This window comes from Streptomyces sp. A012304 (assembly GCF_026008495.1).
In the GTDB taxonomy this organism is placed as follows: domain Bacteria; phylum Actinomycetota; class Actinomycetes; order Streptomycetales; family Streptomycetaceae; genus Streptomyces.
Genome location: NZ_BQUN01000073.1, coordinates 18,156 through 29,918 on the forward strand (window position 1 = coordinate 18,156; position 11,763 = coordinate 29,918).

General features: G+C 70.5%; 15 protein-coding genes and 1 pseudogene. 8 read left to right on the top strand and 8 right to left on the bottom strand.

Translation table 11 applies throughout. From position 1 onward, the window contains the following. Positions 1-5 precede the first annotated feature (5 nt). Complete coding sequence (locus ALMP_RS16740; protein WP_264928768.1) at positions 6-590, bottom strand: ALF repeat-containing protein; 585 nt, start codon at positions 588-590, stop codon at positions 6-8. A gap of 346 nt (positions 591-936) precedes the next feature. On the opposite strand from ALMP_RS16740, the pseudogene ALMP_RS16745 reads away from it, so the two are divergent. Then, positions 937-1,212 (top strand): annotated as a pseudogene (locus ALMP_RS16745) (tyrosine-type recombinase/integrase); the annotation flags it as partial. A 359-nt stretch (positions 1,213-1,571) separates the two neighbouring features. After that, a complete protein-coding gene (locus ALMP_RS16750; RefSeq protein WP_264928770.1) occupies positions 1,572-2,054 on the top strand; it encodes a DUF5994 family protein in 483 nt (160 codons plus the stop codon). Positions 2,055-2,209: 155 nt separating this feature from the next. Here ALMP_RS16750 and ALMP_RS16755 read toward each other — a convergent pair whose 3' ends face one another. Together ALMP_RS16755 and ALMP_RS16760 are read right to left on the bottom strand one after the other, a co-directional pair. Further along, positions 2,210-3,253, bottom strand: a complete 1,044-nt coding sequence (locus tag ALMP_RS16755; protein WP_264928772.1) for an acyl-CoA desaturase — start codon at positions 3,251-3,253, stop codon at positions 2,210-2,212. 325 nt (positions 3,254-3,578) lie between these two features. Next, entirely contained in the window at positions 3,579-4,364 is a 786-nt protein-coding gene (locus ALMP_RS16760) for a hypothetical protein (protein WP_242782218.1), read from the bottom strand. 134 nt (positions 4,365-4,498) lie between these two features. On the opposite strand from ALMP_RS16760, the gene ALMP_RS16765 reads away from it, so the two are divergent. The 6 genes from ALMP_RS16765 (at position 4,499) to ALMP_RS16790 (ending at position 7,215) form a co-directional block, all read left to right on the top strand. Further along, the gene (locus ALMP_RS16765; protein ID WP_264928774.1) at positions 4,499-4,936 is read left to right on the top strand and encodes an Asp23/Gls24 family envelope stress response protein; all 438 of its coding nucleotides are present in this window, start codon (positions 4,499-4,501) and stop codon (positions 4,934-4,936) included. 38 nt (positions 4,937-4,974) lie between these two features. Further along, positions 4,975-5,202: a hypothetical protein gene (locus tag ALMP_RS16770; protein WP_055539113.1), complete on the top strand. Its 228-nt coding sequence runs from the start codon at positions 4,975-4,977 to the stop codon at positions 5,200-5,202. Continuing rightward, positions 5,199-5,645, top strand: a complete 447-nt coding sequence (locus ALMP_RS16775) for an Asp23/Gls24 family envelope stress response protein (protein WP_264928778.1) — start codon at positions 5,199-5,201, stop codon at positions 5,643-5,645. Before ALMP_RS16770 ends, ALMP_RS16775 begins: the two co-directional genes overlap by 4 nt. Continuing rightward, on the top strand, positions 5,642-6,328 hold the full coding sequence (locus ALMP_RS16780) for an alkaline shock response membrane anchor protein AmaP (protein WP_264928780.1): 687 nt from the start codon (positions 5,642-5,644) through the stop codon (positions 6,326-6,328). The genes ALMP_RS16775 and ALMP_RS16780 overlap by 4 nt, the downstream gene beginning before the upstream one ends. A gap of 11 nt (positions 6,329-6,339) precedes the next feature. Further along, the gene (gene amaP, locus ALMP_RS16785) at positions 6,340-6,933 is read left to right on the top strand and encodes an alkaline shock response membrane anchor protein AmaP (protein ID WP_264928782.1); all 594 of its coding nucleotides are present in this window, start codon (positions 6,340-6,342) and stop codon (positions 6,931-6,933) included. A 111-nt stretch (positions 6,934-7,044) separates the two neighbouring features. Then, positions 7,045-7,215, top strand: a complete 171-nt coding sequence (locus ALMP_RS16790; RefSeq protein WP_264928783.1) for a hypothetical protein — start codon at positions 7,045-7,047, stop codon at positions 7,213-7,215. On the opposite strand, the gene ALMP_RS16795 is transcribed toward ALMP_RS16790, so the two are convergent. The 5 genes from ALMP_RS16795 to ALMP_RS16815 all read right to left on the bottom strand — a co-directional run. Continuing rightward, positions 7,164-7,550, bottom strand: a complete 387-nt coding sequence (locus ALMP_RS16795) for an STAS domain-containing protein (RefSeq protein ID WP_261718637.1) — start codon at positions 7,548-7,550, stop codon at positions 7,164-7,166. The genes ALMP_RS16790 and ALMP_RS16795 overlap by 52 nt on opposite strands. A 341-nt stretch (positions 7,551-7,891) precedes the next feature. Continuing rightward, positions 7,892-8,596, bottom strand: coding sequence for a DUF5994 family protein (locus tag ALMP_RS16800; RefSeq protein ID WP_264928784.1), 705 nt, complete (start codon positions 8,594-8,596; stop codon positions 7,892-7,894). 175 nt (positions 8,597-8,771) lie between these two features. Next, positions 8,772-9,965 carry a PP2C family protein-serine/threonine phosphatase gene (locus ALMP_RS16805; protein ID WP_264928785.1) on the bottom strand — a complete coding sequence of 398 codons (1,194 nt, stop codon included), beginning with the start codon at positions 9,963-9,965 and terminating at the stop codon, positions 8,772-8,774. 123 nt (positions 9,966-10,088) lie between these two features. Beyond that, positions 10,089-10,601: a DUF5994 family protein gene (locus tag ALMP_RS16810; RefSeq protein ID WP_264928787.1), complete on the bottom strand. Its 513-nt coding sequence runs from the start codon at positions 10,599-10,601 to the stop codon at positions 10,089-10,091. A 230-nt stretch (positions 10,602-10,831) separates the two neighbouring features. Continuing rightward, the coding region (locus ALMP_RS16815; protein ID WP_264928789.1) for an STAS domain-containing protein at positions 10,832-11,763 on the bottom strand (932 nt) is incomplete at its 5' end.

The following is an 11,763-nucleotide window of genomic DNA, read 5'->3' on the forward strand; positions in this document are numbered from 1 at the left end:
AGGCCCTAGCCGACTTCGTACTGGCCGACCTCCAGGAAGTGACGCAGCGCTTCCGGGGTGTTGTCGTCGAGGGCAGCGCCGGCCGCTGCGCGCAGGGCGTCGCTGATGTTGGGGTCGGCGAGGAGCCGGGAAATGGCGACCCGGTCGTCCTCAGCCTGGGCCAGTCGGTAGCCCGTCTCCAGCCAAGCGCGCGTCTGCTGGGGGTTGTTTTTGTCGAGAAGCTGGTTGACTTCCGCAAGGACACGCTTGCCGCTGTCCGGGTCGGCGAGAATCCTGGCGAGCGCGACCCGGTCGTCCTCGGCCTGGGCGAGGGGGTAGCCCGTCTCCAGCCAAGCGCGCATCTCCTCCACGGTGCCGCTGTCGAGGAGCGCGTTCGCCTCCCGGATCACGCGCTTGCCGCTGTCGGGGTCGGCGAGGATGCGGGATATCGCCACCCGCAGGTCGTCCGCACTCATCTCGTCGTAGGGCGAGCTGGCCGTCGCGACGGTGACTGCGGGGGCGATGGAGGCGGCCATGGACGGCGTAGCGAGTAACAGCGCCGGGGCAAGAGCGCCTGCGGCCACAGCAAGGATCACACGAGTCGATCTCATGAGGTCAACCACCTTTGTCATCTTCGAGGAGTGCGGTGCTGGGATTCTCACAGAAGGGGATGGGCTGGCGCAGTGCCTTGATCACTCTTCGCCGATCAGTCTTGCCGGTGGCTCGCATCACTGCGGCTAACCCGCCGTCCAAAGGACCGCTGTGTCCCGTTGTCTATTCGCGGCACAAGCGGCCCGCTCTACCTCAACCCACCACTCTCCCGAGCTCCCATCCCGTCCGCCGTCGACCCACACACCGTGGAGCGGGCGCGGTTCATGGCGTCCAGGTGGAGCGCGCCACTGTACGAACGAACGACCTGGACGCCATGGGCCGCGTCTGCTCGGCTCTGCCTGGGCCGGCCGCCCGGTCGAGCCGCGCAACCTCTACCGCTCCTTCACCCGCGTCGCCCGGTCCGCCGGCCTCCGCGTCATCCGGCTGCACGACGCCCGGCACGGCACCGCGACCCTCCTCACCGCGGCCGGGGTCGCTCCCCGCGTCGTGATGGAGATCCTGGGGCACTCGCAGATCAGCATCACCATGGACGTCTACACGCACGTCGTGCAGGACACCCAGCGCGAGGCCATGAGCCACATGGACCGGCTGCTGCGGAAGAGGCGCCCCGGCCGTGGGTGATCGCCCGCGTTGATGTCAAAAGTGGATGTCAAAGGCCCCGGACCATGATCGGTCCGGGGCCTTTTGGCTGGTGCCCCCGGCAGGATTCGAACCTGCGACACCCGCTTTAGGAGTTTTCTCCGAACGGGCCTGCGACCTGCTGAAACGCTCGCTTCAGGTCGCCTGGCCTGGGAAAACACTCCTCTGTAGTTCTCGTGTGTTCACGGGGTTTCCCGGCCTCATGTGTGCTGGATCCGTTCTGGCTGGGGCCGGTCGGTAGAGGGCGATTTCGGAGACGTCGGCGCGCGTGGCACCAAGAGTAGCGTGGCAGGTGCGAGGCGGTCCCGTTGTCGCACCTGCCCTACAGACGGGTGGTCCTCATGACCAGCTCGGATACACCTCCTGTTCCCCGGCGTCTGCCCAGCGGTGTCCACGAGGCCGTGCGGCCGGGTTGTGCGCTTCTCCGGCTGGAGACGACCGCATCACGTGAAGGTGTCCTCGATGGTGCGTGGTGGCCGCGCTCGCGCGACATGGGCGCCGAGCTGCCCGCGCTGCTGAGTGCCCTCATCGCCCACCTCGGCCCCGTGACCCGGGTGGGGCTGGACACCGCAGCTTGGGAAGGTCTCCCGACGCGCATCCTCGTGGACGACCGCGTGGTGCACATCGATTCCTTCCCGGTCGGTGACGACACGGTCCTGATCACCCGGGGCGACCGGGACATCTTCTCGCTCCTGGTGGTCCCGCCGGACACGGCACCGGACGCCGCCCGCACCGCGATGGCTCAGGCGGTCCGGGCGGACAACATCAGCCAGGCGGAACAGATCCTCATCGACACCGGGAGCGGGCGCGGTTCGCCGGGCTGACGGATCACCGCCGGGCTCGACGGCGCAACGGTGTCGGACGGCGGGCGAGGTCAGCCGCGCCACTGCAGCCGTCGTGCTCTTCGCGGTGCTCCGCGCGGACCGGGGCGTGTCGACGGTGGCCACATCACGGCCTCCGACGGCTCCGGCAGGGTCTCTCAGATGGGGACACGTGCCTGCCGGAGCGGTGCTCCGGCACGGTGGAGACTGGCGAGGGCCAACCGGTAGGAGGCGACCAACCCGGTTTCCACGTAGTCCACACCCAGTTCCTGGCAGTGGCGCCGCACGATGGTCCGGGCCCTGCGCAGGTTGGGGCTGGGCATGCTGGGGAACAGGTGGTGCTCGATCTGGTGGTTCAGCCCGCCCAGTGCGATGTCGGTGAGCATGCCGCCGCGCACGTTGCGTGAGGTGAGCACCTGGCGACGGAGGAAGTCCGGGCGGTCCTCGCCTGCCAGGATCGGCATGCCCTTGTGGTTGGGCGCGAAGAGGGAGCCCAGGTAGACGCCGAACAGGCACTGGTGGACGGCGAGGAAGGCGATCGCCATGCCGGGCGGCAGCAGCCACAGCAGCACGGTCAGGTAGAGCACGAAGTGCCCGAACAGCAGCGTCCCGTCGAGCCCTCGGTGCTTGAGTGAGCGATTGGCCAGTGCCTTCACGCTCGACACGTGCAGGTTGAAGCCCTCCAGGGTCAGGAGCGGGAAGAACAGGAACGCCTGCCAGCGGCCGATCAGGCGGGGCAGCCCCTTGGCCGCCCGCGCCTGGTCCTGGGACCAGACCAGCAGGTCGGGGTCGAGGTCGGGGTCGAGTTCCTCGTGGTTGGGGTTGGCGTGGTGGCGGGTGTGCTTGTCCTGCCACCAGCCGTAGCCCATCCCGATACCGGCACCGGCGATCCGTCCGGACACCTCGCTGGCCCGCCGCCGGCGGAACACCTGGCGGTGCGCCGCGTCATGGGCGAGCAGGGCGACCTGGCCGAACACGACGGCCAGGAACGCGGCGACCGCCAGGGTCCACCAGCTGTCGCCGATGAGTGCGACGGCCGCCCAGCCGGCGACGTAGAGGCCGGCCACCACCATGGTCCGCAGGGTGTAGTAGCCGGGGCGGCGCCCCAGCAGCCCGGCGGCGGCGATCTTTCTCGACAAGCGGGCGAAGTCACTTCCGGACGCCTCCGAGGGCGGGGGGCGGACCGTGGTGTCACTACTCATGATGGTGAAACTCTCTCCGAAGAAGGCCGGTTGGCTCGGCGCCGCCCCGGGAGCCGCTGGGGAACGGGCCGCAGGCAGCGCTTTTCGTCCTCCGTGGTTGCGGACCCATCACGCGACAACGGAGCTGGGAGGCGTCTGCTTCGGATTCGTCCGTCAGCGGCTGCTGCGCAGGCCCTCAGTTTCTGGCGGGTACCCCGCCGCAGGCGTCTCACACCGTGTCAGACGGGGCCTCCGGAGCGGTCCGCGTGCATGTCGGCAGACAGAACCGACTCCAGCCGGTGAAGCGGATCTGCTGATCGCTGATGAGTGCTCCACGCCTGGCCGGTCAAGCCGCTGTCTCGGTGATGAGGACGGCAACGGTGACCGGGCCCGGGGCGTCGGTGGTCGCCGCCTTGGCCACGGCGGCCCGGACGGCGCGCGCGACTTCCAGGGGATGGTGTCCGGGGGCGACCGCGAGGTGGACCTCGACACGCCGGCCGGGTGGGTCGGCATGGTCCTCCATCCTGACCGGGCGGCTCCCCAGCACGGTGGTGAGGCCGGCGACGCCCGGAACACCCGCTGCGACGTCCGCCAGATCCCCGACGGGCCGTCGCGGGGAGCCCGCCCCGGTCACGGGGAGCGAGCTGCGTGCGGCCGCGGTCCTTGCCACGGCTGTGCTTTGCGGCGTGCGCGTCATGGATCCCGCAGCGGTCCGCGTCTCCGGACCTGTCTGCGGGACCTCATGGAGATCCGTGACGCGCAGGTCGGCTGCCACGGTCGCCAGGCCGAGCCGTCGAGCGGCCGCGTCCAGCAGTCTGCTCCTCAACTGGTCGGCGGTTTCGGGCAGTGGCTCCCCGAGTGGTGCCGAGAAGGCGGCTTTGATCCTGAGCGGGCTCGGCGGCAGCGCGCTGGCCGGCGGACGGACGGCCGGCTCGGACACGGATTCGAGCGGCGCCGGCCCGATGCGCACAGACTCCAGCCGCACGCCGGGAATCTCGTTCGCGGCCCGCCTGAGGGCCTGGATGGCCGCTTGCTCGGTGATCCATGCCCCGTCGGCGGGCCCGCCCAGCGGGAGCAGTCGGCCCAGGCCGAACTGGTGCCGTACCGCCTGCGTCCCTGCTTCGGTCTTCACTGGCCTCGCACCCTCTCTCAGGCGACTTGTCCGAGCCTCGCGCAGGCGCAGTGTCCGATTCGGGCAATGCGCTCTAATATGAATATAAGTTCAGAAAAGAGGGTTAGATGGGCCCCTGAGGGAGGAATATCCCGATGACCGAGACCGAGATCACCGGCGCAAGGCGCAGTGGCGCTCCCGCTTCTCGTGGCCGGACGACGGTCGCCGATGTGGTGGTGGAGAAGATCGCCGGAATGGCGGCTCGCGAGGTGCGCGGCGTCTATGCCCTGGGCAGCGGATTCGCGCGCTCAATGGGATCCATGCGGGAGCGGATGCCCGGTGCCGGCAGTGGCAAGTCCGCCACGCGCGGGGTCAGTGTCGAGGTCGGAGAGAAGCAGGCGGCCATCGATCTGGAGATCGTCGTCGATTACGGCGTCTCCATCACGGACGTGGCCGGTGAGGTGCGGGAGAACGTGATTGCCGCGGTGGAGCGGATGGCGGGGCGGGAAGTTGTGGAAGTCAACATCATGGTCAGCGATGTGAAGCTCCCCGACGAGGAGGACGAAGGGGAAGAGCGGCAGCGGATCCAGTAGCCGGGGCAGTGCAGTCCGCTTGAGTGAAGGAGCGCGTCATGAGCAGGGCTGTGGTGGGCTTGATGGCCGGGATGGCGCTGGGTTTCGCCGCGTATTTCGGTGACTTCTGGGCCTTCCTGCTGGTGCTGGGGCTGGGCGTCGTCGGACTCGTGGTCGGGCGGTTCATGGAAGGCGATCTCGAACCGGGCGACTTCGTCCGCCGCCGGGACCGGCAGGAGCGGATCCGAGATGACCGGCGACGGGCACGGGGAGACTGGCGGCAGTGACCGGTGAAGCCGATCGGCGTCCGGGCATGCCCCGCGGGGAGCGCGGTGCGATCACCATCGCCGACAGGGTCGTTGCGAAGATCGCTTCCCACGTGGCGCGCGAGGCGCTGAGCCGGTTCACCGAGTCGGTCGGCCATGTACCACCCGGCCGCCGGACGCCACGCGTCGACACTTCCGTGCGGCGGGCACCGGAGCGGGATACCGCAGGACGAGACGCCGGGTCCGACGGCGGACGGCAGGCGGCGCTCGGCGAGGCAAGGCTGCACATCACCGTCGACCTCGGTTATCCGTCCGACATCGGGGCGCAGTGCGCCGCGGTGCGCCAGGAAGTTGTCGAACGGCTCAGGACATGGGCCGGCATGGAGGTGTCCGACCTCGCGGTGTCGGTCGAGAGGCTGCACTCGGTGCATACGCGTCACACGGACCAGGAGAGGTTGAGATGAGCGCGCACGGCTGGCGGCAGCCGACCGGTGACAGCGACCTTCCCCCCGAACCCGGACAGGCGGCTCCGTCCGCCGATGGCACCCCGGAGGCGGGCTCGGGCCCGACGGCGGCGACCGATGAATCAGACCGGTCGGCGCGCCGCTTCTGGTCCACGCGGCGGATTCCCGCGGCCTTGGTGGCCCTGCTCTCCGCCGCGGCCGTCGGATTGCTCCTGTACGACGTGGTCTCGGTCCGGGCAGGTCGGTCTGCGATGCGCTGGCGGCGGCGGCTTGCTGAGGAACTGGCCGCACGGCCACTGGACGACGTCTGGATGATCGTCGGGGCCGCAGTGGCGATGGCCCTCGGCCTGTGGCTGTTCCTGCTGGCGGTGACGCCGGGACTGCGCAGGCTGCTGCCCATGCGGCAGACCGATATCCCCGGGACAGGGGAGGTCCGCGCCGGGCTCGACCGCCGCGCGGCCGCCCTGGTTCTGCGCGACCGGGCCGTGCGGGTATCCGGTGTCCAGTCGGCACGGGTCGCTGTCGGCCGCCGGAAGGTCAAAGCCCGGGCGCGCGCCCATTTCCGCGATCTCGAGGAGGTCCGCGCGGACCTGGACGCCACGCTGGGCGAAGCCGTGACGTCCCTGGGTCTCGCCCGGCCACCCACGGTGACCGTGCGCGTGCGGCGTCCGAAGAAGGGCTGAGGTGATCCCCATTGCGCAGGACGGTGAACCGGGTGCTGCTGGGGCTTCTCGGCCTTGGACTGTTCGCCCTGGGCGGCGGCGTGCTGCTCGGCGGGCTGGACCTGCCGCGCCGCTGGGATTTCGGTGTGCCGGGCTGGTGGCCCTTCCGCGGGCCGGACGATGTGGTGCTGGGCGCCGAGGGACGCACCCGCTGGCGGGAGGAAGGCTGGTGGTGGCCGACCGTCATCGCGGTGCTTGCGGTGCTGCTGGCGCTGCTGCTGTGGTGGCTCCTGGCACAGCGCAGGCACCGCCTGGGCGAGGTCCGCGTCGACAGCGAGGACGGCTCGGCGGCCCGTCTCGACGGCGGCACACTGGAGGACGTGATCGAGGAAGAGGCGCAGGCCCTGGACGGGGTCTCGCGGGCCCATGTACGGCTGACGGGACGAAGTACCGCTCCGTCCGCGCGCGTGCGGCTGTTGCTGGAGCCTCATGCGGACCCAGCGCGGACTCTGGTGCGACTGAGCCCGGAAATACTCGCGCACGCGCGGGACTCGGCCGGCCTGGACCGCCTCCCCTCGAAGGTCCGACTCAAAGGAGTCCGCCACCACGCACGACGCGTCGGCTGAGCTCCACGGGGCCGGACTCCCAACGGGGGACCCGGTCCGGCTCGCGGCTCAGGTACTCACGACTGCCCCGCAGTCATCCACGCCGCGGTTCTCTCCAGGGAGGCATTCCGCATGGTCCTGTTCCTGACCCTGCTCGTCGCCGGAATCGCTCTGATCACCATCGGGGCGGGCGTCGACGGCATGCTCCATCTGACGTCCGCCGGTGTACTGCTCCTCATCGCCGATCTGCTCTACCTGGCGGCCCGCTCCGTGTGGCGATCTCCTCGGCGCCCAGCCCGCTGAGGCCGCGCCCCTCCTGGCCTCGTCGTACGGAGCAGACGGTCGGAGCCCGTGTCCATGAGCAGTCGTTCGGTCTGCGGGGAGGGGTGGTGCAGCCGCAGGGACGCGTGGGTCTCGGCGGCGTGCCGTGACACGTCGAGGAAGACGCGCAGGCCGCTGCTGTCACAGCGGTCGACGGTGGTCAGATCGACGTCGATGAGGGTGATGCCGTCCCGCAGGCACCGCTCCAGAGCGGCGCGCACCTGGGGCGCGGTGGCGGGGTCGATCACACCGGCCAGGGTGACCAGTGCCCGCCTGTCCCGGTCGTGCCGGTAGATGTTCAGCTGCGGCAGAGTCATGACGCCTCGGTTCGGATGCTCAGATGCCTCGGTCCACGGGTCCCGGCCGCTTCCCGCCCGGTCCGGGGCCCGGGTGTACACCCCGGGCACGCGTCGCCGCGGACTGAGCCGACGGTACCGAGGCGCGGCCGGGCGGCCGGTGGGGCGCCCGGATGCTCACTCGTGGTGCCCGGTACGGCTGCGGCACGCAGCGGCCACGGCGGCCGGGCCGGGGGGTGCTGTACCGGTACGCGGCGATCCTGTCGGCGTGCTGGAGGCCGAGCCGGTGGATCACGTACGCCGCCGCTGCGATGAGGACCACGAAAGCGGCGGCTGTCAGGAAGGCGTTCATGGCGGCCACCTCACATACCGATGATCAGCCGGCTGGCCCGGCCGGGCGGACCGGTCTGCGGGGGAACGGCTACGGACACCGCGGAGGAGCCGCCCTCGTACTCCCAAGCCTCGTCCGCGTCCAGTGGCCGGCCGGCCGCCAAGACGCCGTGCCGGGCCTCGTCCGCGGCGATGAGCGCGCTCGCGGTCAGGGGCGGGCCGTCGTATTCGGACGCGGCTGCCATCAGCCGGGCCGCAGACTCCGCCCCGGTCTCGGGCGGAATGACGAGGAGATCCCAGCGGCCGGTCCCGTAGGAGAGCAGCAGCAGCTTGTGCGGGTCGATCTCCGGGGTGAACCAGCCGACCTTGACGATGTGCCCGCCCACGGGAATCTTGCGGGGGATGACCGGCCAGTGTTCCGGGTTGACGGCGACGCGGGTGATGCGGCCCCAGAGGGGATCCAACACGTCCGTGAGCGCCGGCAGTTCGCTCAGCAGATCCCGGGACCGGGGCCACCAGGCTCCGTCCAGGAGTCCGCGGGAGGTGCCGTCGGTCTTCAGTGCGAGACGCGCGGCGGGGGCTGCGACGGGCTCGGCGTGCGGCAGGGGCGGAAGCAAGGTCGCCGACATGATGCGGACCCGTCTCCGGGCCGCCTCTGAGGCGGCTCGGGTTTCATCCTTCGCCGGGGACGACCCGGCGTGGAAGCCGGTGTGCGAGATGCCCTCGGTACTGTCCACACTACTCCGCGTTTCGTTGCGGCGCGGAGCAGCGGCCCCATGGAGTGGAGTACCGGCCGGATGATCTCCCGGTAGTGCCTCGGCGCGTGCCGGGAGTCTCCGTCCTTCGGGCTGAAGGGCGCCGTCGCCGCCGGGCGCGGCCGGCACAACGGTGTCGGACGGCGGGGGCGAGAGGTCAGCCGCGCCACTCGACCATGAGCAGCGTCGCGTCATCGCTGGTCCGTCCGCCCCTCGCCTGCTTGAGCGTGTGGGACAGGGATCGCGTCACCGCCCGGATGCCGCGCCCGGTCCTCTCCAGATGGTTCACACAGTCGATCAGCTGGTCCTCTCCGAACTCCTCCCCACCGCTCCTGTGCTCCTCGACCAGTCCGTCGGTGAAACAGAGGACGCGGTCCCCGCGCGCCAGCCCCAGCTCACTGATCCGGGGCACCGGACCGCCCAGGCCGACGGGAAGGGTCGTCGGGGCGGCCAGACGCTGTGCGACGTGGTGGTCGCGGACGAGGATCGGCGGTGGGTGCCCGGCGTTTACCCACTGCAGCCGTCCCGTCGTCGTGTCCAGCTGCATCATCTGTGCGGTGACGAAGTGCTCGGGACCGAACTGTTCTGCCACGGCGCGGTCCATGAAGGCGTAGATCTCCGGCAGTCCGATGCCGGAGCGGCGGGCGTGGCGGTAGGCGCCGATGGTCACGGTGGCCATCGTGGCCGCGTCCAGTCCGTGGCCCATCGCGTCGATCATGACCAGGTGGAGGACGTCGTCGTTGAGGGCGTAGTCGAAGCTGTCGCCGGCCACGTCGTAGGCGGGTTCCAGGATCCCGGCCACGGCCACCCGGGGCATGATCATCGCCAGCGGTGGCAACAGGGACCACTGGATCTCCGCGGCGACGCTCATCGCCTCACCGCGTCGGACGCCGAAGAACAGGTCGGAGTAGCCGTGCTTGGTCACCAGCAGGTCGGCCACCAGGCCGGAGATCCTGTGCAGCAGGCGGCGGTCGTGGTCGTCGATGCCGTCCAGCGTCACCGCCATGACCCCCACCTGGTCACCGCCGTCCAGCAGCGGCAGATGAACCCGGACGCCGTCCTCCCGGGGCACCTCCACGGGGACCGCGTCGAGGAAGCAGCGGCCCGCCTCGGAGTCGTCGATCACCTGAGGTTCCCCGCCTGTGAGGCCCTCCCCGGGCAGCGGTACGAGCAGCTGCTGGCCGTAGTCCTGCAACAGCACCTGTGGTCGGCGGCCACCGAGCCGGTCCACCACGTCGGCGACCAGGGGTCCGATGAGATGGGGCGGCAATTCGTGCGCGCTGTCGAGGATCTCTCCGAGGAGAGCTTCCCCGAAGCTCTCGGAGCGGTCCGCGCGCCGTCCTGCCGTCATCCCCTCACCCGCCATGGTCAGGGCGGGCCGGTATGACAAAGGATCTGTCGGTGCCATGGCTCCATCAAGGGGTCGTGGACGCCCGGGTCCGCCGGGCACGCGTGGCAGGCCGGGGCGGGCTGCTTACCTGGGTCCGGCTCCTCCTTCCGACTCCCATGTGTCCTGTCCGTCGAGGCCGCTCTCGGCGAGTGCCAGCAGGCGCGGGGCCGACACGGGGTTCTCGGGGTCGGAGGCGGCGGTCAGCAGCAGGGCTGCCGTTCCGGCCGGTTCGTCCGGTGGGACCACGAGCAGTTCCCAGCGCCCCACGGTGCCGCAGTCCACGGTGATGGCGTGCGTCTCGGCGACCCCGTCGCTCAGGGCCACCTCGATCACATGCCCCGGTGCCATCACCTCCTGCGGGGCATCTGGCCAGGCGGCGGTACCCACGGTCACGCGGGTGACGGTGCCGATGCTCGGATCCAAGGAGCCGACCAGCGCGGGCAGCTCCAGTTCCAGTGCGTCGCAGCGCGGCCACCATGCGCCGTCCAGCGGGCCATGGCTGACATCCGGCGTGAGGCGCAGCCGGGGCAAGGGCATCCGGTAGGAGTGTCCGTCACCTGGGGCCGTACCTTCGGCGGGCTTGGTGATGGCGTTCATCGTGCGATCCCGATCCGGGCGGATTCCGGCTGCCCGTGTCTGTCACTCGCCGGGAACGGCGCCGCCGTGGTCGTGCGCCCGACAGTTCTCGGTACCTGTCAGGCTACTCCCGGCTGTGGCGGGCGGCGTGGCGCGCAGCCATCGCGTCGAGACACGTCCGTACGGCGGACGACGGGTGGCGTGGCGGCCCGGGCCGCGTACGACCGCCGGCTCATCGCTCCTCTGCCGAATCATCGGCGTGCCGAGGGCTGCCCTTCGGAAGACAGGGTCAACACACAGGGGGCGACGGGGCCGGGCAGCCCGACCACCTCGCCCATGTTCTGCCAGCCCCAGGACGAGAAGGCGGCTTGTCCTGCCTGGTCGGCAGGATGCAGCAGGGTGACCCCGAGGGAGGACCGCAGGTCTGTGAGCAGACGCTGTTGCAGGCGGCGGGCGATATCGCGGTGCTGAGCGTGCGGATGGGCCACGACCTGGGTGAGGACGACGAACCGTGCGCGGGAGGTGAGCCGCTGGATGATCTCCTGGAGCGTTCCGTCGAACCACCGGCGGTCGGAGCCGTCAGGGTCCACCGGATAACCGAAGGCGCAACCGATCAGCACCGTCGTTTCTGCGACCAGCAGGGCGAAGCCAGGGCGGTGGGCGGTGACCGCCAAGCGGTGCAGGAAGTCTCCACGGTCGTGGTACGCCTCGCCGGCGGTGCCCGCGACGGACTCCGCAGCCAGGTCCGCGATGTCCTCGCGCATGTCTTCTGCCTGCCAGCGGGTCAGCCGTCGAAGGAGGATCCCGTCCCTGAGGACCGGCTGATCCGGCCGACGAGCGGGGTCCTCGGGCGCCCGCGTCGCGGTACTCATGAGGTCGCCGGATGCGGCGGGCGGCACGGGACTCACGGGGGCCGTAAGGAGCAGCGAAGTCGATCCGGTGGTATCGAGGAGCCGGGTGATCTGCGCGCACGGATGGTGCAGCCGCAGGCGAGCGTGGACCCGGCTCGCGCGCCGTGATGCCGACAGGAGGACGTCCAAGCCCCTGGCGTCGCAGGAGCCGACCGTGGTCATATCGATGTCGATCACGGTGACACCGTCCAGCAGACACTGCTCCACTGCGGCCCGCAGCAGCGGCGTCGTGGCCGGCCCGATGTCGCCGGCAAGCGTGACGAGCGTCCGCT